Genomic DNA, 18132 nt, shown 5'->3' on the forward strand with positions numbered 1-18132 from the left:
GGTCGCAGTGCTTGGTCTCAATAGGTCTTGGCGCCGTTGACCATGAGCCGCACCATGTAGAGCGAGGTCGTGCCGGCGATGTAGAGGCAATTCAGCTTGTTGCCGCCGAACACGCAATTGGCGGTCACCTCCGGCACCTTGATCTTGCCGATCAGCGTGCCGTCTGGATCGTAGCAATGGATGCCGTCGGCAGCACTTGTCCAGATGCGTCCGTCCTCGTCGAGGCGGAAGCCGTCGAACAGGCCGGCGGTGCAGTCGGCGAAGATCTTTTCGCCCGACACCTTCTTGCCGCCCTTGCCGACGTTGAACACCCGCAAATGCGCCGGGTTCTGCGCGCCATGCGTGCGGCCGGTGTCGGCGACATAGAGCTTGCTCTCGTCGAGCGAGAAGGCCAGCCCGTTGGGCCTGACCATGTCGGTGATGACGGCTTCGACGTCGCCTGTGCCGGGATCGACCCGGTAGACATGACAGGCGCCGATTTCGCTCTCGGCCTTGTCGCCTTCATAGTCGGTGTCGATGCCGTAGCTCGGATCGGTGAACCAGATCGAGCCGTCCGACTTCACCACCGCGTCGTTGGGCGAATTCAGCCGCTTGCCCTTCCATTTGGCGGCGATGGTGGTGACCGAGCCGTCGAACTCGGTGCGGCTGACGCGGCGGCCCGAATGCTCGCAGGTCACCAGCCGGCCCTGCCGGTCGACCGTGTTGCCGTTGGAGTTGCCGGATGGTTGCCGGAAGACGCTGACATTGCCGTCGGTCTCGTCATAGCGCAGCATGCGGTTGTTGGGGATGTCGGACCAGACGACATAGCGGCCGGCGGCGAACCAGGCCGGTCCTTCCGCCCACTGGCATCCGGTGAACAGCTTCTCGACCTGCGCGTTGCCGTTGAACAGGCGTGCGAAGCGTGAATCGAGAACTTCATAATAGTCTGCGGCCGCCATACTTTTCCTCCCGGCATCACGTGAGATCGGATCAAGCCAGCCGGCGATCGATATGGCAAGATCGATCCGTGAAATCGTCCGCAGTCTCCTTCAGACGTGATTGAGGGAATGCGGGTTGATCGCGGTTAACTTGGGTTAAGTCGGCTTAACTCGGGTAAATGTGGCTTTAACCGGCTATGCGCTGGACGCAATGGTGCATTGCAACATCTTCTTTTTGCAATGCACCATTACTATGTCATGCTTCGTATCGATCAAGGGAGGAATAACGGCCGCGCAAATGCGGCGCCATAAGGAACCTTGCTATGATCCTCGACAGTCTCATGACCCGCGCTCGCAACAGCATTGCCAAGCGCAAACACTACAACCGCCTTGTCGCCGAAATCGACAGCTTTTCCAGCCGCGATCTGGCCGACATGCGCGCCGACCGCTCGGAAATGCTCTACCAGATCCACAAGCAGATCTACGGCTGATCTCAAGTCTCTCGTGATACGCGCCGCCAAGGCGCGTTGAGATTCAGGTCAGGCCGAGCCGAGAATGGTGGGTTCCGAGAACCGGAGCGGAGCGTACTTTTGGGTATGTGAGCACCGGAAGCGCAGGAAGCCGCCGTTCGTAGGCCGGCATCACCTGAATATCAACGTGCCGCCAGCGCCTTTTCAATTTGTGGCAGCAAAAGATCCCTCGCCGTCTCGGGCGTCAGCGGACCGACATGCTTGTAGGCGATCTTGCCGTCCTTGCCGATGACGAAGGTTTCCGGCACGCCGTAGACACCCCAGTCGATCGCCGCGCGACCGGCTTCGTCGACCCCGATCGCCTGAAACGGATTGCCGAGATCGCCGAGGAACCGGCGGGCGTTTTCCGGCTGGTCCTTATAGTTCAGCGCCGCCAGGACAAAACGCTTGTCCTGCGACAGCGCCAAAAGCACCGGATGCTCTTCGCGGCACGGCGCGCACCACGATGCAAAGACGTTGACCAATGTGACCTTGCCGGCGAAGGCTTTCGAATCGAGCCCCGGCAGGTTGCTGCCTTCGAGCGCCGGCAGGCTGGTCTGCGGCGCCGGCAGGCCGATCAGCGCCGACGGCACCTCCGAAACGTCGCGCCCCGATAACAGTTGCGACAGGAACAGTCCGGCCAGGCCGAGGAAAATCAGCAGCGGCAAGAGCACGAACAGGCGGCGACGGGGTGTCGGCGTTTCCGTTTCTGTGCTCATGATTTGGCCACCTTGTCGGAGCGGCGCCGCACGCCGGCCGCCTCCAGTTCGGCGAGCTCGCGTTTTCGAGCCCGCTGGTCGAGCAGGATCCAGCCGATCAGCCCGATCAGCACCACGGCGGTGATGCCATAAGCTGCGGTCACATAAAGTGCGTGCGCGCTCATGACTGCCGCTCCATCGACGACGTCCTTCCTTGCAACCGCATCCTTCCGTCTCGCCCGATCATACCTTCCCATAACGGCGTGCTGGCAGCTTCGCAATCGGCTGCCGCGCCGCCGCCTCCGAACTTATAGGATCGCTGCGCCGACCCCTTGATGTCGCGCAAATCATGACTGATGTCACTCAATCCGTGCCGTGGCGCAGCGCCAGCGCCGCCGAGACTGGACCCAGCACTGCAAGAAACAGTGTCAGCGCGGCAAGAATGAGGAAGGGTTGCAGAAACGGGTCGGGATTGGCCGTCGCGCCATAGCTCGCCGAAACGCCGAAGATCAGCACCGGAATGGTCAGCGGCAGCACCAGAACGGAGATCAGCAGCCCGCCACGCGGCAGCGCCACCGCCACCGCCGCGCCGGCGGCGCCGATGAAGGTGATTGCCGGGGTGCCGACCAATAGGGTCAGCGCCGTGGCGCCGATGCCGAGCGGCTCCATGTTCATGAACAGGCCGAGCAAGGGAGCGGCAATGACCAGCGGCAAGACGCTGCCCGCCCAATGCGCCAGGCATTTGGTCAGCACCGTCAAGGCCAGCATGTTGCGATCATTGCCGAGCACCAGCAGATCGAGCGAGCCGTCCTCGCGGTCGGCCTGGAACAGCCGGTCGAGGCCGAGCAGGCAAGACAGCAGCGCGCCGATCCACAGGATCGCCGGGCCGATACGGGCAAGCAGCTTGAGATCCGGTCCGACCCCGAACGGGATGGTGGCGATGACGGCGAGGAAGAAGATGACGCCGGTCAACGCGCCGCCGCCGGCACGGATGTTGAGGCGGATGTCGCGCAGGAAGAGCGCTAGCATGACTTGAGAAGCCTTCGCCCAGGCGCCCCGCCGCAGAGCGCCGACATCAACCGGCTTCCCCCATCACCAACGCCTTCGCCCCATCCAATCCGAGCGGCAAATGCGTCGCCGCAACAATCATCCCGCCCTCTTCACAATGCCTCGTCATCAACCCCGAAAACCGCGCCTCAGAAGCCTTGTCCAACCCGGCCGTCGGCTCGTCCAGCAGCCACAGCGGCCGATGACTGACCAACAGCTTGGCGATAGCCGCGCGGCGCCGCTGCCCGGTCGACAGATAGCCGAACGGCAGATGGCCGATGCCACCAAGCCCGACCGATTCAAGCGCCTCTTCGACGTCCAGTTGCCCATCGCCGTTGAAATCGCGCCAGAAGCGCAGGTTCTCCGCCACGCTCAGTGCCGTCTTCATTGCGTTCTGGTGGCCAAGGTAATGGCAGGCCGAGGCGACAGACGGAAACGCCTCGCCCCCATCTTCGATCTTCATGACACCTTCGATCTTCACGCTGCCCTCCGCCACCGGAAGCAGTCCGGCGATGACCCTCAGCAAGGTCGATTTGCCCGATCCGTTCGGCCCTGTGACGACAAGCGCCTGGCCGTCCTCCAAGGCAAAGCCGATGCCCGAAAACACCGTGTCGCCGCCGCGTTCGCCGCCTAGATTTTCGGCGATCAGCCGCATTCGTCGCCTGCCTTGAAAACCATGTCTCGCGACAGTTGCCGCATCGCACAAATTTGCTCTCCAACTGTCTAGAACTATTCCAGAAAATTCTCTATATGCGGTGCATCCGTGCCAGCGGTCGGCGCGGGAACAGAATTAGCGCCGAACCAGCGCACGCGCCGCCTTGAACGGCTCGGGTTGCTTGGGAACGGACAGCGGAAATGGCCGTACCCGCACCTTTGCGCGTGATTGCATGCCATCGGCGTCCGTTCCCTTTCAGGCTGAACAGACAAGGACGGATCGCACGTGTCAAAATCCCTCGACAGTTTCAATTGCCGCCGCACGTTGACCGCGGGCGGCGCGGAATATGCCTATTTCGACCTCATCGAGGCCGAGAAGAACGGCCTCACCGGCATCTCCCAGCTGCCCTATTCGATGAAGGTGCTGCTGGAGAACCTGCTGCGCAACGAGGACGGCCGCTCCGTCACCAAGGAGAGCATCCAGGCAGTTGCCGGCTGGCTGACCGACAAGGGCACTGCCGGTGTCGAGATCGCCTATCGCCCGGCCCGCGTGCTGATGCAGGATTTCACCGGCGTTCCGGCCGTGGTCGACCTTGCCGCCATGCGCGACGCCATGGCCTCGCTCGGCGGCGATCCGCAGAAGATCAACCCGCTGGTGCCGGTCGACCTCGTCATCGACCATTCCGTCATCGTCGACGAATTCGGCACGCCGCTGGCCTTCGCCCGCAATGTCGAGCTCGAATATGAGCGCAACGAGGAACGCTACAAGTTCCTGAAATGGGGCCAGCAGGCGTTCCGCAACTTCCGCGTCGTGCCGCCTGGCACCGGCATCTGCCACCAGGTCAACCTCGAATATCTCGGCCAGGTGGTGTGGACCAACACCGAGGACGGCGAAACCACCGCCTATCCCGACACCTGCGTCGGCACCGATTCGCACACCACCATGATCAACGGCCTTGGCGTGCTCGGCTGGGGCGTCGGCGGCATCGAGGCCGAGGCGGCCATGCTCGGCCAGCCGGTCTCCATGCTTTTGCCCGAAATCATCGGCTTCCGTCTGACCGGCAAGCTCAAGGAAGGCGTCACCGCCACCGACCTCGTGCTCACTGTCACGCAGATGCTGCGCAAGAAGGGCGTCGTCGGCAAGTTCGTCGAGTTCTTCGGCCCGGGCCTGTCCAACATGACACTGGCCGACCGCGCCACCATCGGGAACATGGCGCCCGAATACGGCGCCACCTGCGGCTTCTTCCCGGTCGATTCGGAAACCATCCGCTACCTCACAATGTCCGGCCGCAGCGAGGACCGCATCGCGCTGGTCGAGGCCTATGCAAAGGCACAAGGGCTGTGGCGCGAGACCGGCTCGACCGATCCGGTGTTCACCGACCTGCTCGAGCTGGAGCTCGGCTCCGTCGTGCCGTCGATGGCCGGCCCCAAGCGCCCCGAAGGCCGCGTTGCCCTGGAAGACATCCCGGCAGGCTTCGCCAAGGCGATGGAGACCGAATACAGGAAGGCGGCCGAACTATCCAAACGCTATGCCGTCGAAGGCACCGACCATGATCTCGGCCATGGCGACGTCGTCATCGCCGCCATCACCTCCTGTACCAACACGTCGAACCCAAGCGTGCTGATCGGCGCTGGCCTCCTGGCCCGCAACGCCAACCGCCTCGGGCTGAAGCAGAAGCCATGGGTGAAGACCTCGCTGGCTCCCGGCAGCCAGGTGGTCGCCGAATATTTGGAAAAATCCGGCCTGCAGAAGGAGCTCGACCAGATCGGCTTCAACCTGGTCGGCTTCGGCTGCACCACCTGCATCGGCAATTCCGGCCCGCTGCCGGCGCCGATCTCCAAGACCATCAACGACAAGGGCCTGATTGCTGCCGCGGTCTTGTCCGGCAACCGCAACTTCGAAGGCCGCGTCTCGCCCGACGTGCAGGCGAACTATCTGGCGTCGCCGCCGCTGGTCGTCGCGCACGCGCTGGCTGGCACCGTCACCAAGGACCTCACGACAGAGCCGCTCGGCGAGGACAAGAACGGCAACCCGGTTTATCTCAAGGACATCTGGCCGAGTTCGGCCGAGATCCAGGAGTTCATCGAAAAGAACGTCACCCGCGAGCTGTTCGCCCGCAAATATGCCGACGTCTTCAAGGGCGATGAATATTGGCAAAACGTCAAGGCGCCGGAAGGCCAGACCTATGCCTGGGACGACAACTCGACCTATGTGCAGAACCCGCCCTACTTCGCCGGCATGACATCAGGTTTCGGCAAGATCGGCGACATCAAGGGCGCTCGAGTGCTCGGCCTGTTCGGCGACAAGATAACCACCGACCACATCTCGCCGGCGGGTTCGATCAAGGCCGCCTCGCCGGCCGGCAAATACCTGACTGACCATGGCGTCGGCGTCGCCGACTTCAACCAGTACGGCACAAGGCGCGGCAATCACGAGGTGATGATGCGCGGCACTTTCGCCAACATCCGCATCCGCAACCACATGCTGGGCGAGAACGGCCGTGAGGGCGGCTACACCATCCACTACCCGTCGAAGGAAGAAGAATCGATCTACGACGCGGCGATGGAATACAAGAAGGAAGGCGTGCCGCTGGTCATCTTCGCCGGCGTCGAATACGGCAACGGCTCGTCGCGCGACTGGGCGGCCAAGGGAACCAACCTGCTTGGTGTCCGCGCGGTCATCGCCCAGTCCTTCGAGCGTATCCATCGCTCGAACCTGGTTGGCATGGGCGTCATCCCCTTCGTCTTCGAGGACGGCACGTCCTGGGCCTCGCTCAATCTCAGGGGTGACGAGTTGGTCGAGATCGATGGCTTGAGCACCATCAAGCCGCGCCAGACGATGATCGCCAAGGTCACGTATGGCGACGGCACGGTGAAGAACGTGCCGATCATCTGCCGCATCGATACGCTGGACGAGCTCGACTACTTCAAGAACGGCGGCATCCTGCAATACGTGCTGCGCGATCTGGCTGCTTAGGGAATAGAGGCTAGGCAGTAGGGAATAGAGGCGCCTACTGCCTAGCCTTCGGCGCCCCAAAACGCGCCGCTGCTGCCAGAAGCACGCCGAGCATCAGCCCGTTGAGGATGTGCCAGAGGAAGTGCGTGCCGAGCGGAAAGCTGCCGCAGACCAGCGGATCGATCATCCGGCAGATGACGGACACCACGAAGATCGCCGAGCCAGCCAGATTGTACCAGCCGGCGCGATTGCCGCTCGCCGCCACCAGCGCGCCGAAGAAGGCGAGCGCCAGGAACGGCGGCAGATAGCCAGTCGTGCCGTTGGAGGCCTGACGCAGCCAGTCCGGCACGGCCACGGTTATCGCTCCGGCAATGATGTAGAAGGCAATGAAGATGGCGATGGCCTTGCCCCATCGCATGGCGAGGAAGCGTCGCAGGTTGAACCACGTATAGGCCAGCGTGAAGCCGGCGATCGGCAGCACGTCGGCCCAGACCGTACCCTTGGTGGCAAAGGTGTGGAAGATAGTCGAGCCGATGCCGATCGCCACGACCCACCAGGCCAGCACTTCGGCGAAGGTCCCCGTGCCCAGCCTTCGTACCTCGCTCACGCCCCACAGGCCTGCGGCGATGAAGGCCAGGTTTGTCAGCGCATTGATCGGCTCGGACCAGAATTCCGGCCCGGTCCGCTCGCAATAGAGATCGACCGGCGTCAAAAAAGTTTGCCACATCGTGATTGCCGCCCGAATCGCTTCCATCCTGAAGCGCAGAGCTTCTCCTATTGTGCCGTCGCGGTCGGCTGCAACGCCAAAATTTCACCGCAACGTGACTTCCCGTTGACTTCCGCTTCTGCCACATATTTTAGCAATCAAGACAAAGCCGGCACCACCGGCGGGAATCGGAATGGCCATGGCCTCGCGAAAATCATTGTGGCTGGCAGCCCTTGCGCTGGCCTTTTCGGCGTTCGCCGGCGCCGGGCGTGCCGACGAGTCCGAAAGGCCCCAGGTCGAAAGACCACTGGGCGTGGTCGAGCTGTTCACCAGCCAGGGCTGCACTTCCTGCCCGCCGGCCGATGTGTTGTTCGCCGAGTTCGCTGCCCGGGAAGACATCGTCGCGCTCGCCTATCACGTCGACTACTGGGACTATCTCGGCTGGCAGGACACGCTGAGCCGCAAGGAGAACACCGAGCGGCAATATGAATATATGCGCGCCTTCGGCAGCCGCTCCGTCTATACGCCGCAGGCCGTCATCAACGGCCGCGTCCACGTCAACGGCGGCAGCCGCGGCGAGGTCGATGGCGCGCTCGCCCGCATGGCCAGGAGCGGCGAAGGCATGCGCGTCGTCATCAAGGTGAGCCGCACCAGCGACCGCGTCATGATCGACACCGGCGATGCCGGCAGCGGTCCCAGCGATGCCCATGTCGTCATCGTCTATTTCGACCCGCCGCAGACGATCAAGATCGGCGAGGGCGAGAACACCGGCCGCAAGATGACTTACTGGAACGCGGTCACCGGCATCCAGACCGCCGGCATGTGGCACGGCAAGGCGCAGCGCTACGAGCTGCCGATGAGCGAGATCACCAAGAAGGGCGGCTGCGCCGTGCTGCTGCAGTCGGTCGGCAAGGATGGCCTGCCCGGTCCCATTCTCGGCGCTGCGTTTATTCACAAGCCTTAGAGGCCACTTCCCTTCTCCCACAAGGGGAGATGGAAAGTGCCCCAGACATGAAAAAACCGACGCCAGCTTGCTTCTGACGTCGGTCATTTAGGTTTTGGGATCGTCGCACCCGGTTCTTCCGAAGAAGAACCGAGGTTGGTTCGATCCGACGCAGACCCGTGGGCGGGGGGCTTGGGGTTTACGAGCCGGTGCCGGACCGAACCGTCTCAGGCAACGCCGGTAAATTCGTCGGACATTGGGGCATGAGCGCGGATAAAAAAAGGCAGAAATGTGGCGAAGCATCACCAATTCCAACAAGGCGTTTCATAAAAGTGACTGGACGTTGCGAAAACAGCGCAGCGCCGCCCTGCTTCGCCGGGCCTTGCAATTCAACCGCGAACACGCCAACTTTGGTTGGCAAAGATTCATTTTGAAGGATCGAGGCATGACCGATGACAGCGGCGGGACTGGGGATGGGGACGCATCCGCAATATTGATCCCGCTGCACGAGGCGCGACACGCGCGCCTCGATCAGCCGGTGCGGTTCGACCGGCGTGAGCTGGACCAGATCCTCAGGCTCTACGGACGCATGGTCGCTGCCAACGAATGGCGCGACTATGCCATCGATCATCTCACCGACCGTGCCGTGTTTTCCGTATTTCGCCGTACCAGCGAAGTACCGCTGTTCCAGATCGTCAAGGATCCGAAACTGGCCCGCAAGCAGGGGGCCTTTGCCGTCATTGCCGCCGGCGGCCGCATCTTGAAACGCGGCCAGGAACTCGGCCGCGTGCTTGGGATATTCGACAGCAAGCTGAAGCTGGTCGAGGCCTGAGCGGGGAATGGAGCAGGGGAATTGAAGAACTGGAGAATTGATGAACTGATGAGAAGCCCGCAGCGCGATTCATAGCCGCTGTTTCTTTATTCTTCAGCTCATCAATTCTTCAATTCCTCAGTTTCAATTCCTCAGTTCATTTCCCTCCAAGCCCCTCGCGGAACTTCCGCTCCGGCAGCGATTCGAGATCGGGCGGCGCCGATGCCCCGCCATTCAGCGACAGTTGCATGAACACCGTGTCCAGCCAGCGCCCGTGCTTGTAGCCGGAACCTTCAAGGCGTCCCGAATGGCGAAAGCCGAGCTTCTCGTGCAGCCGTACCGAGGCGCTGTCGGCATGGCCATCGCCGATCACCGCGATGATCTGGCGAAAGCCCGCTGCTTCCACCGCCTCGATCAGGCTTTGCATCAGCTTGAGCCCGACGCCCTGGCCCTTGGCCTCCGGCGCGATATAGACCGAATCCTCAACGATGAAGCGGTAGGCAGGGCGCGGCCGAAAGGCACCGGCATAGGCATAGCCGAGCACGGCACCGTTCTTTTCCGCCACCAGATAGGGAAAGCCGCCGGCCATCAAACTGTCGAACCGGACGCCCATCTCGGCGCGGCTGGGCGCCTCCAGCTCATAGCTTGCCGTGCCTTGAGTCACCGCGGCGGCATAGATTTCCGTGATCCGATCAAGGTCGGCCGCTGTCGCGAGACGAATCGTGACATTGCTCATTCTTAATGCGCACCCCTTTGTCTGCCTTCGATAACAGCAAAGGCCGGTACAAAAGAAAAGGGCGGCCGTTGGGCCGCCCTTTGGAACTCGATGGTCCAGTCAGAACATGATCTCGAAAAGCTGAAACCGATCTTCGGAAAAGATCCGATCCAGCTTAAAAAGCCTAGCGGCGGTCGCCCATGAACTGCAGCAGGAACATGAACAGGTTGATGAAGTCGAGGTAGAGCCTCAACGCGCCCATGATGGCTTTGCGGCCGGCGACATCCGAAGCATCGCCCTCGAAATACATCTCCTTGATGTTTTGCGTGTCATAGGCGGTGAGGCCGGCGAAGATCAGCACGCCGGCAGCCGACACGGCGAAGGACAGCGCCGATGAGTGCAGGAAGATGTTGATCACCGACGCGATGATAATGCCGAACACGCCCATGATCAGGAAAGAACCCATCGCCGTCAGGTCACGCTTGGTGGTGTAGCCGAACAGCGACAGCGCGCCGAAGGCCGCGGCCGTAGCGAAGAAGGTCTGCGAAATGCTGGCCGTGGTGTAGACCAGGAAGATCGACGACAGCGACAGGCCGACAAGGCCTGCATAGACCCAGAAGGTAGTCTGCGCCGCCGAAACGCTCATCGACTGAACGCGGAACGACAGGAACATCACCGCCGCGAGCGGGGCAAAGATCACGACCCATTTCAGTGGCGAGCCGAAGATCGCATAGCCGAAGGAGGTCAGCATTTCGCCGCTTGACAGCGTCGCGACAGCCGAAGCCGGATCGGTGGTGGTGGCCAACATGATCGTGCCGACAGCGGCAAGACCGGTGATGAGGAGGCCAAGCCCCATCAGATTGTAGACCTTGATCATGTAAGCGCGCAGGCCCTGATCGATGTCAGCACCGACACCGACGCCGGGCACGGCGCGCGTCTGGTAGTTGCGAATGGGATCAGCCATTGAAGTCCTCTATTGCTTCTGCCCCGTCCGGTGTCAGGCCCTTTCAGACCCAGGCGCCGCTGGCAGGGCTCCAGCATGCCTGTCGCGAAATATGATGGTTATTCGCGTCAAGAACAAGACCGTAACCGGATGTAACGGTTCGTGAGACAACGAAGCGTCGATTTTCCGGCTTCCCAGACGGAATTCTTACCAAGATTTAATCCGGGACGGCCGTTTCGTGCCCGAGATCACAGGTTGCGCAGCACCGGTGCTGCCTTGTGGCCGAGCACCCGCCAGGTGCCGGCGAGACCAATGCCGACCGTGATCACCAGCGAGAACAGAATGGTTGCCACCGCCACCTCGGGCAGGAAATGCGACGGCAATGTCATGATGCGCGCGACGACGAACCAGGCCGCGGCACTGCCTGCGGCCAAGGCGAAGATCGCGGTGGCGAGCCCGATCAGCATGTATTCGAGGGAGAAGGCCGATATCAAAGTCCTGCGTGTCGCGCCAAGCGTCTTCAGCACCACCGCGTCATGAATGCGCGCCCGGTTGCCGGCGGCAAGCGCGCCGGCCAGCACCAGCACCGACGCGATCAGCGCCACGCCGGCGGCCGCCCGGATCGCCGTGCCGAGCTGCCCGACCAGCCGGTTGACGACATCGAGCGCATCCTTGACCCGCACCGTCGTCACCGCCGGGAAGGCGCGGGTGACGGCATTGAGGATGCGGGCGTCGTCGGCCGCGGAGGCATTCTTTTCGGTCAGCGTCGCAATCCAGCCATGCGGCGCGCCCGCAAATGTGTTTGGCGAGAACACCATGACGAAATTGATGCCCATCGTTTCCCACTCGACCTCGCGGAAATTTGCGATCCTGGCCGTGACATTGCGGCCGAGCACATTGACGGTGATGGTGTCGCCGAGCTTCAGCCCGATCTCCTTGCCTTCCTGCGCCGAAAACGAGACCAGCGGCTCGCCGCTATAATTGTCCGGCCACCAGCTGCCTTCGGTCAGCGTCGCGTTTTGCGGCTGCCTGGCGTCGTAGGTCAGGCCACGATCTCCCTTCAGCACCCAGGCGCCTTGCGCCGGCACCTTCACCTTGTCGACATCGACGCCGTTCAGCGCCATCACCCGGCCGCGCAGCATCGGCACCTTGGCCAGCGTCCCCTGCGGCGCCTCCTTGCCGATCAGCGCCGAGAAGGAAGCGACATCGCTGCCCTGGATGTCGACGAAGAAGAAATTCGGCGCCCGTTCCGGCATACTGCCGGAGATCTGCCGCCTGAGATTGCCGTCGATCAGCGCCAGCGTCACCAGCAGCGTCAGCCCAAGTCCCAGCGACAGCACAACCGATGGCGTCAAGGCGCCGGGCCGATGGATGTTGCCGATGGCGAGCCGCAGCGCCACGAACCGCACACGCGGGCTCTTCCTGGCCGCCCATTGCACCAGCGCGCCGACAAGGCGCAGCACCAGGAAAGCGAAGATGGTGGCACCGACGAAGATCGAGGCGATACGCTGATCGTCCGAGGATAGAATTGCCAGTGCCGCCAGCAGCAGCGCAATGCCGAGTGCCGCCGCGACATAGACAGGTCGTGGAGAACCACGGCCTTCAAGCCCCATCTCACGAAACAGCGCGGTGGCCGGCACGTCGCGGGCGCGGCCGAGCGGCAGCAACGCGAAGGCCAGCGTCACCAGCAGACCGAACAGTGCCGCCATGCCGAGCGCGCCGGGATAGAAGCCGCCCTCCGCCGGCACCGGGATGACCTGATGAAGAGCAGCGCCGGCCACGAACGGCATCAGCGCGCCAAGCACCAGGCCAAGCAGGATGCCGAGCGCGGCGATAATCAGGATCTGCACCAGATAGACGGCAAAGACAAAGCCACCCGAAGCGCCCAGGCTCTTGAAGGTGGCGATGACGCCGCGCTTGCCGTCGAGATAGGCGCGCACCGCATTGGCGACCCCGACGCCACCGACCACCAGCGCCGTCAACCCGACCAGCGTCAGGAACTGCGAGAAGCGCTCGATGTTGGACGACAGCGCGGGAGCGGCGTTGCTGCGCGTGCGGATCGACCAGCCGGCCTCCGGAAAATCCCTGGCCGCCTGGTCCTGGATGGCCCTGAGCCGCGCCTCGTCGGCGTCCGCCGGCAGGCGGACCTTGTAGGCATTTTCGACCAGGCTGCCCGGCTGGATCAAACCGGTGGCCGCCAGCCCTTCGGTCGAGATCATCAGCCGCGGCGCAAAGCCGAAGCCGTCGGAGACGGCATCCGGTTCGGCGGCCAGCCTGGCACGCAGTTCGAAAGTGGCGGTGCCGAGCTTCAGCCGGTCGCCGATCCTGAGATGCAGCCGCTCGAACAAGACGTCAGGGGCCGCGGCGCCGAAGACGCCGAACTCTTCACCGAACAGTTCCTGCTTCGACAATTCCGGTTCGATGTCCAGCGCGCCGTAGAGCGGGTAGGCATCATCGACAGCCTTGGCCTCGACAAGCGCCTGGTCGGACCCGTCGGCGAGACGCGCCATCGAACGCATGCTGGCGGTTCTGGAAATCGCGCCCAGCCCGTCAAGAAAATTGCGTTCGGCCTTGCTGGCGTCACGCTGGTTGATCTGGAAGCGGAGATCGCCGCCAAGCAGCGTCTGGCCCTGATTGGCGACACCGGCGGTGATCGAACGCGCCACCGAGTTGACGCCGCCGATGGCCGCGACGCCGAGCGCGATGCAGGCGAGGAAGATGAGGAAGCCGGACAGGCCGCCTCGCATCTCGCGCAGCGAGAAGCGAACCGCGAGCCTCAGCGTCTGCGACAACGGCATCAAGCTGTCACCTTGGCGAGCGCCGGCGCTTCGATCCTGCCCGACCGCATCGAAACCTGGCGTGAACAACGCGCCGCAAGCGCCGGATCATGGGTGACCAGCACCAGCGTCATGCCGCGCTCGGCCGCCTTGGCAAACAATAGATCGGCGACTTGCCGCCCCGTCGCCTGGTCGAGGTTGCCGGTCGGCTCGTCAGCAATGAGAATGCGTGGCGACGGCGCCAGTGCGCGGGCTATCGCCACGCGCTGCTGCTCGCCGCCCGACAATTCGCCGGGATAGTGGGTGACGCGTTCGCTGAGGCCAACCGCCGCCAGCTCGCGCGCCGCAACCGAAAACGGATCGGCATGGCCGGCCAGCTCCAGCGGCACCGCGACATTTTCGAGCGCCGTCATGTTGGGAATGAGATGAAAGGATTGGAACACGATGCCAATGTTTCGGCCACGAAACGAAGCAATCTGGTCCTCGCTTTTGCCGTTGAGCAGCTCACCGGCAATTCGTACCGTACCCGAATCGACCCTTTCCAGGCCAGCCAGAACCATCAGCAATGTCGACTTGCCGGAGCCCGAGGGTCCGACGATGCCGGTCGCCTCGCAGGGCGCCACGTCGAGGCTGACGTCCTTCAGCACATGGACCAATGAGGCCCCCTCGCCAAGGGTTAGCGATACGTTTTTTAGCCCAATGACGGCTTCTGTCAAAATGAAAGCGTCCTATATGCGAGGATGAGGGTTCTGCTTGCCGGAAGCCGTCGCCGGAAAAATTCCTTGCTCATATGGGGCCTACCGCATGTCTTTCAAACGCAGGATTGCCGCAGGCCTCGTCGTTTTCCTCGCCATTTGCGGCGCCATGTCGTCGGCGCGTGCCGAGCCGTTCAAGATCGTCGGCTTCGGTGACAGCTTGATGGCGGGCTTCGGCCTTGGGCCAGGCCAGGGCTTTACCGACAGGCTGCAGGCAGCGCTTGGCGCCAAAGGCCATGATGTGACCGTCGCCAATGCCGGCGTCTCCGGCGACACGACGAGCGGCGGCCTGGCGCGGCTCGACTGGTCGGTGCCGGATGGCACGCAATTGGTCATCCTCGAACTCGGCGCCAACGACATGCTGCGCGGCGTTTCGCCCGACATCACCAGGAAGAACCTGGACGAGATGCTGGGCAGGCTGAAAGAACGCAAGATCGCCGTGCTTCTGGCCGGCATGCGCGCCGCGCCCAATCTCGGCGCGGACTACCAGAGCGCCTTCGATGCCATATTTCCGGGCCTAGCCGACAAATACGACGTTGCGTTCTACCCGTTCTTTCTCGACGGCGTTGCCGGCCAGCCCGGCATGCAGCTCGAGGACGGCCTGCATCCGAGCGCGCAAGGCGTCGACCAGATGGTAGAACGTATCCTGCCGGCGGTCGAGAAGGCCATCGCGGCGGTGCCGGGCAGCTCATAAGGTGGGACTGGAGCTCTTTCCGTTAGGGAAGCTTTTTAACAGGGACTGTGACCAACAAACCTCTTGCCCCGTTTGACTATCGATGATTCGCTAGAGGTGACAGTTCGATTCGAGGAAGGGAGGCTCTTCATGCCGCGTCTTTTCACCGCCCTCGAAATACCGCGTGACGCTGCCCTTTCGCTGTCCCTGCTGCGGGGCGGCCTGCCCGGCGCCCGCTGGATCGATGTCGAGAACTACCATCTGACACTGCGCTTCATCGGCGATGTACCTGGTCACGTCGCCGACGAGATCGCCAACGCGCTCGACCGCGTCCACCGCCCTTCCTTTTCGCTGGCCCTGTCCGGCGTTGGTGCCTTCGGCCAGAAAAAGCCGCATGCCGTTTGGGCCGGCGTTTCCACCTCGCCCGATCTTGCCGCCCTTCAGGGCGAAATCGACCGCATCTGCCAGCGGCTCGGTATCCCAGCCGACCCCCGCAAGTTCATGCCGCATGTCACACTTGCAAAGCTGCGCAATTCGACCCCGCTGGGCGTCGCCCAATATCTGTCGGCGCGCGGCAATTTCTTGACGCTGCCGTTTCGTATCGGTCGCTTCGTATTGATGTCGTCGCGCGATTCGGTCGGGGGCGGCCCCTACATCGTCGAGGAAGCTTGGCCGCTGTCGGGCACAGATGCCCGCGCCTCCAGCCTTGTCGCCAGCGCTTCCGATGCCTCGCGGATCATGCGGTAGACCGAAGCGAAAGCTTCCGCCCCGTCATAATAGGGATCCGGCACATCACGTGCCTTGCCGTCTGCGAATTCAAGGAACAGTTGCACCCGGTCGCGCATGGCTGCTGGCGCCAACGCTTTCAGGTCGGCGACATTCGACCGGTCCATGCCGAGAATCAGGTCGAAGTGGGAGAAATCCTCCGGCGTAACCTTGCGCGCCCTCTGTCGGGAAATGTCGACACCGTGACGCGCCGCAATCGCGATCGAGCGTGGATCGGGCGCCGCGCCGGCTTCCCAGCTGCTGGTGGCGGCTGAATCGAGCAGGATATTCCTGCCCAACCCACGCTCCGCCAGCACGGCACGAAAGACGCCCTCCGCCAGTGGCGACCGGCAGATGTTGCCGAGGCAGACGAAAAGAATGGAATTTATGGGCTTTGCGCTCATCGATCCGACACTATGGTAGGGACTCCAGAGACGGTTTCGAAACTCGCCAGGGTTCCAGACAGTCTTTCAGCCGAAATAACACGGGAAGCTGACATGACGAGAGAAAAACTGGGCAAGGACGCAATCGCCGCCGCGTTGGTCGGGCTCGAAGGCTGGGCACCGGCTGCGGATGGTGCCTCCATCAAGCGCACGTTCACCTTCGCGAATTTCTCCGAGGCTTTCGCCTTCATGACCCGCGTTGCGCTCGCCGCCGAGAAGATGGACCATCATCCCGACTGGTCGAATGTCTACAAGACCGTCGACGTGACGCTCAACACCCACGATGCCGGCGGTGTGACCGCGCTCGATATCGATCTGGCCAAGAAGATGAACCGCTTTGCCGGTTAGGGAGGTCCAAACGTGCGCAACCCCAGCTTCGTCATCCACGGGCGAAGCAACGAGCGAAGCGACGCGGCGCAGACCCTAGAATGACGACGGGAGGGGCGTTTCCGCCAATCTCCAAAGAGGCGATTGCCAGCCTGACGAGCGCCTTTGTAGGCCGGCATCCCCCTGAACCGTTGGTCCGCGCGGCAAACGCCGATTCCGATTTTCGGGTCGAGGAATGGGCCGGTATCTTGCAGTAGGGGTCGCCTTTCACCACATTTCGCCTCGCCGACATGTGCCGGGTTGCGCATGAGTCCTGCTAGGAGACACTGATGGCGCGACAATCCGGTTTTGATTTCTTCGGCTTTGGCGGCAAGCTCGCCGACGAGAATGAAGTGCGCGAGAAATTCTGGCGGACAGCCAAGAAGGCCGCGCGGCAGATCCCGTTCATGGAAGAGGTCGTCGCCTCCTATTACTGCGCCATGGACAAGAACACGCCGCTGCGCGCCAAGGGCATTCTGCTGGCCGCGCTCGGCTATTTCGTGCTGCCGGTGGATGTCATCCCCGACTTCATCCTCGGGCTTGGTTTCACCGATGACATCGCCGTGCTCACCGCCGCGATCACCGCTGTCAGCGCCCACATCACCCCTGCGCACCGGCAGGCTGCCAAGGACGCCATCGCCGACAAGGGCTGAACAGGCGCACGAAAGCGCCATTTAGGCCGGTTTCGGCGGCGGCATGAAAGTCAAACTCTTGCCGCTTTCGTGGCCTCCAAGTCGCCAAAGGGACGTCGCGCCACTCGCTCGCAAGGCGGCGGCGCGGGAATGGCGGCGGTTTCCTCGGGGTGGGATTCCTTTCTCAAAGGAAATTCACTGTTTGGTAACCCAGATTAAATCAAAATGAAGCGACGGGCAGGACGCCGAGCCGGCCTGCCGCCGCACCTTTGGAATACGGGAAAAACGATGCGCGGATTGATTGCTATAGTTTCGAGCCTGGTCCTGGTCGCCGCGGCAGCGCCGGCACTGGCTCAGTCGGCGACCAAGATCGGCCAGCACAATGCCTGGGGCACCTACAGCTACCAGGCATCGGGCGGCAAGGTCTGCTATGTCCTGACCGTGCCGACCGACAAGCAGCCGCCGACGCTCGACCATGGCGACATGTTCTTCTTCGTCAGCCAGCGGCCCGGCCAGCAAGTGTCCTACGAGCCGCAATTCATCGCCGGCTACAATTTCCAGGAAGGCTCCAAGGCCACCGTCACCATCGACAAGAAGTCGTTCTCGATGTTCACGCGCGGCAAGTCGGCCTGGGTCGAGAACGCCGCCGAGGAGCCGGTGCTGATCGCCGCCATGAAGACCGGCACCGATATGAAGGTGACGGCGAAGTCCGGCCGCGGCAACCCGACCTCCTATGTCTTCTCGCTGAAGGGCATTTCGGCTGCGCTGACGTCGATCGCCAAGTGCAAATAGGCTGGCGCCCACCCCGATAGCCTATGGCGC

General features: G+C 62.8%; 20 protein-coding genes. 9 read left to right on the forward strand and 11 right to left on the reverse strand.

Annotation, left to right across the window (positions count from 1 at the left end; translation table 11 throughout):
• Positions 1–17 precede the first annotated feature (17 nt).
• A complete protein-coding gene (locus X744_RS158500; protein ID WP_023758920.1) occupies positions 18–938 on the reverse strand; it encodes an SMP-30/gluconolactonase/LRE family protein in 921 nt (306 codons plus the stop codon).
• A 302-nt stretch (positions 939–1240) separates the two neighbouring features.
• Here X744_RS158500 and X744_RS1000000171945 point away from each other — a divergent pair, with 302 nt between their 5' ends.
• Positions 1241–1408 carry a hypothetical protein gene (locus X744_RS1000000171945; RefSeq protein ID WP_013528833.1) on the forward strand — a complete coding sequence of 56 codons (168 nt, stop codon included), beginning with the start codon at positions 1241–1243 and terminating at the stop codon, positions 1406–1408.
• Between the two features lie 161 nt (positions 1409–1569).
• Here the strand turns inward: X744_RS1000000171945 and X744_RS158495 are convergent, their stop codons facing one another.
• The 4 genes from X744_RS158495 to ccmA all read right to left on the reverse strand — a co-directional run bounded on the left by X744_RS158495 (position 1570) and on the right by ccmA (position 3826).
• On the reverse strand, positions 1570–2145 hold the full coding sequence (locus X744_RS158495; protein ID WP_023758921.1) for a DsbE family thiol:disulfide interchange protein: 576 nt from the start codon (positions 2143–2145) through the stop codon (positions 1570–1572).
• On the reverse strand, positions 2142–2309 hold the full coding sequence (gene ccmD / locus X744_RS158490; protein WP_023758922.1) for a heme exporter protein CcmD: 168 nt from the start codon (positions 2307–2309) through the stop codon (positions 2142–2144). Before ccmD ends, X744_RS158495 begins: the two co-directional genes overlap by 4 nt.
• A 178-nt stretch (positions 2310–2487) precedes the next feature.
• Positions 2488–3153, reverse strand: a complete 666-nt coding sequence (ccmB, locus tag X744_RS158485) for a heme exporter protein CcmB (protein ID WP_023758923.1) — start codon at positions 3151–3153, stop codon at positions 2488–2490.
• Positions 3154–3199: 46 nt separating this feature from the next.
• Positions 3200–3826, reverse strand: coding sequence for a heme ABC exporter ATP-binding protein CcmA (gene ccmA / locus X744_RS158480; protein WP_023758924.1), 627 nt, complete (start codon positions 3824–3826; stop codon positions 3200–3202).
• 285 nt (positions 3827–4111) lie between these two features.
• On the opposite strand from ccmA, the gene acnA reads away from it, so the two are divergent.
• Complete coding sequence (gene acnA / locus X744_RS158475; RefSeq protein WP_023758925.1) at positions 4112–6802, forward strand: aconitate hydratase AcnA; 2691 nt, start codon at positions 4112–4114, stop codon at positions 6800–6802.
• Positions 6803–6836: 34 nt separating this feature from the next.
• On the opposite strand, the gene X744_RS158470 is transcribed toward acnA, so the two are convergent.
• Positions 6837–7508, reverse strand: a complete 672-nt coding sequence (locus X744_RS158470; protein WP_023758926.1) for a ceramidase domain-containing protein — start codon at positions 7506–7508, stop codon at positions 6837–6839.
• A 172-nt stretch (positions 7509–7680) separates the two neighbouring features.
• On the opposite strand from X744_RS158470, the gene X744_RS158465 reads away from it, so the two are divergent.
• Both X744_RS158465 and X744_RS158460 read left to right on the forward strand, forming a co-directional pair.
• Complete coding sequence (locus X744_RS158465) at positions 7681–8451, forward strand: thioredoxin family protein (protein WP_023758927.1); 771 nt, start codon at positions 7681–7683, stop codon at positions 8449–8451.
• Between the two features lie 424 nt (positions 8452–8875).
• Positions 8876–9262: a DUF2794 domain-containing protein gene (locus tag X744_RS158460; RefSeq protein ID WP_023758928.1), complete on the forward strand. Its 387-nt coding sequence runs from the start codon at positions 8876–8878 to the stop codon at positions 9260–9262.
• A gap of 136 nt (positions 9263–9398) precedes the next feature.
• On the opposite strand, the gene X744_RS158455 is transcribed toward X744_RS158460, so the two are convergent.
• The 4 genes from X744_RS158455 to X744_RS158440 form a co-directional block, all read right to left on the reverse strand.
• Positions 9399–9977 (reverse strand): GNAT family N-acetyltransferase, encoded by a 579-nt coding sequence (locus X744_RS158455; RefSeq protein ID WP_023758929.1) that lies wholly within the window; start codon positions 9975–9977, stop codon positions 9399–9401.
• Between the two features lie 163 nt (positions 9978–10140).
• Positions 10141–10920 (reverse strand): Bax inhibitor-1/YccA family protein, encoded by a 780-nt coding sequence (locus X744_RS158450; protein WP_023758930.1) that lies wholly within the window; start codon positions 10918–10920, stop codon positions 10141–10143.
• Positions 10921–11147: 227 nt separating this feature from the next.
• A complete protein-coding gene (locus X744_RS158445; RefSeq protein ID WP_023758931.1) occupies positions 11148–13697 on the reverse strand; it encodes an ABC transporter permease in 2550 nt (849 codons plus the stop codon).
• Complete coding sequence (locus X744_RS158440) at positions 13697–14392, reverse strand: ABC transporter ATP-binding protein (RefSeq protein ID WP_023758932.1); 696 nt, start codon at positions 14390–14392, stop codon at positions 13697–13699. Before X744_RS158440 ends, X744_RS158445 begins: the two co-directional genes overlap by 1 nt.
• Positions 14393–14480: 88 nt before the next feature.
• Here X744_RS158440 and X744_RS158435 point away from each other — a divergent pair, with 88 nt between their 5' ends.
• Together X744_RS158435 and thpR are read left to right on the forward strand one after the other, a co-directional pair.
• Positions 14481–15125 carry an arylesterase gene (locus X744_RS158435; RefSeq protein WP_023758933.1) on the forward strand — a complete coding sequence of 215 codons (645 nt, stop codon included), beginning with the start codon at positions 14481–14483 and terminating at the stop codon, positions 15123–15125.
• Between the two features lie 129 nt (positions 15126–15254).
• Entirely contained in the window at positions 15255–15851 is a 597-nt protein-coding gene (gene thpR / locus X744_RS158430) for an RNA 2',3'-cyclic phosphodiesterase (protein ID WP_023758934.1), read from the forward strand.
• On the opposite strand, the gene X744_RS1000000171950 is transcribed toward thpR, so the two are convergent.
• A complete protein-coding gene (locus tag X744_RS1000000171950; protein WP_084025376.1) occupies positions 15755–16273 on the reverse strand; it encodes a low molecular weight protein-tyrosine-phosphatase in 519 nt (172 codons plus the stop codon). The two genes, thpR and X744_RS1000000171950, sit on opposite strands and share 97 nt — an antisense overlap.
• Positions 16274–16366: 93 nt before the next feature.
• On the opposite strand from X744_RS1000000171950, the gene X744_RS158420 reads away from it, so the two are divergent.
• The 3 genes from X744_RS158420 (at position 16367) to X744_RS158410 (ending at position 18102) form a co-directional block, all read left to right on the forward strand.
• The gene (locus X744_RS158420; RefSeq protein ID WP_023758936.1) at positions 16367–16660 is read left to right on the forward strand and encodes a 4a-hydroxytetrahydrobiopterin dehydratase; all 294 of its coding nucleotides are present in this window, start codon (positions 16367–16369) and stop codon (positions 16658–16660) included.
• 308 nt (positions 16661–16968) lie between these two features.
• Complete coding sequence (locus X744_RS158415) at positions 16969–17331, forward strand: YkvA family protein (protein WP_023758937.1); 363 nt, start codon at positions 16969–16971, stop codon at positions 17329–17331.
• 267 nt (positions 17332–17598) lie between these two features.
• A complete protein-coding gene (locus X744_RS158410) occupies positions 17599–18102 on the forward strand; it encodes an invasion associated locus B family protein (protein WP_023758938.1) in 504 nt (167 codons plus the stop codon).
• The last annotated feature ends 30 nt before the right edge of the window (positions 18103–18132 follow it).

It is taken from the genome of Mesorhizobium sp. LNHC252B00 (assembly GCF_000502955.1).
Classification (GTDB): domain Bacteria; phylum Pseudomonadota; class Alphaproteobacteria; order Rhizobiales; family Rhizobiaceae; genus Mesorhizobium.

Excerpts from the sequence above, each read along its gene's own strand:
- X744_RS158435 (WP_023758933.1), top strand. The coding sequence starts at position 14,481 with ATGTCTTTCAAACGCAGGATTGCCGCAGGCCTCGTCGTTTTCCTCGCC.
- X744_RS158445 (WP_023758931.1), bottom strand. The coding sequence starts at position 13,697 with ATGCCGTTGTCGCAGACGCTGAGGCTCGCGGTTCGCTTCTCGCTGCGC.
- thpR (WP_023758934.1), top strand. The coding sequence starts at position 15,255 with ATGCCGCGTCTTTTCACCGCCCTCGAAATACCGCGTGACGCTGCCCTT.
- X744_RS1000000171950 (WP_084025376.1), bottom strand. The coding sequence starts at position 16,273 with ATGAGCGCAAAGCCCATAAATTCCATTCTTTTCGTCTGCCTCGGCAAC.
- ccmA (WP_023758924.1), bottom strand. The coding sequence starts at position 3,826 with ATGCGGCTGATCGCCGAAAATCTAGGCGGCGAACGCGGCGGCGACACG.
- X744_RS158410 (WP_023758938.1), top strand. The coding sequence starts at position 17,599 with ATGCGCGGATTGATTGCTATAGTTTCGAGCCTGGTCCTGGTCGCCGCG.
- X744_RS158495 (WP_023758921.1), bottom strand. The coding sequence starts at position 2,145 with ATGAGCACAGAAACGGAAACGCCGACACCCCGTCGCCGCCTGTTCGTG.
- X744_RS158470 (WP_023758926.1), bottom strand. The coding sequence starts at position 7,508 with ATGTGGCAAACTTTTTTGACGCCGGTCGATCTCTATTGCGAGCGGACC.
- ccmD (WP_023758922.1), bottom strand. The coding sequence starts at position 2,309 with ATGAGCGCGCACGCACTTTATGTGACCGCAGCTTATGGCATCACCGCC.
- X744_RS158455 (WP_023758929.1), bottom strand. The coding sequence starts at position 9,977 with ATGAGCAATGTCACGATTCGTCTCGCGACAGCGGCCGACCTTGATCGG.
- X744_RS158450 (WP_023758930.1), bottom strand. The coding sequence starts at position 10,920 with ATGGCTGATCCCATTCGCAACTACCAGACGCGCGCCGTGCCCGGCGTC.
- X744_RS158465 (WP_023758927.1), top strand. The coding sequence starts at position 7,681 with ATGGCCATGGCCTCGCGAAAATCATTGTGGCTGGCAGCCCTTGCGCTG.
- ccmB (WP_023758923.1), bottom strand. The coding sequence starts at position 3,153 with ATGCTAGCGCTCTTCCTGCGCGACATCCGCCTCAACATCCGTGCCGGC.
- X744_RS158420 (WP_023758936.1), top strand. The coding sequence starts at position 16,367 with ATGACGAGAGAAAAACTGGGCAAGGACGCAATCGCCGCCGCGTTGGTC.
- X744_RS158500 (WP_023758920.1), bottom strand. The coding sequence starts at position 938 with ATGGCGGCCGCAGACTATTATGAAGTTCTCGATTCACGCTTCGCACGC.
- X744_RS1000000171945 (WP_013528833.1), top strand. The coding sequence starts at position 1,241 with ATGATCCTCGACAGTCTCATGACCCGCGCTCGCAACAGCATTGCCAAG.
- X744_RS158460 (WP_023758928.1), top strand. The coding sequence starts at position 8,876 with ATGACCGATGACAGCGGCGGGACTGGGGATGGGGACGCATCCGCAATA.
- X744_RS158415 (WP_023758937.1), top strand. The coding sequence starts at position 16,969 with ATGGCGCGACAATCCGGTTTTGATTTCTTCGGCTTTGGCGGCAAGCTC.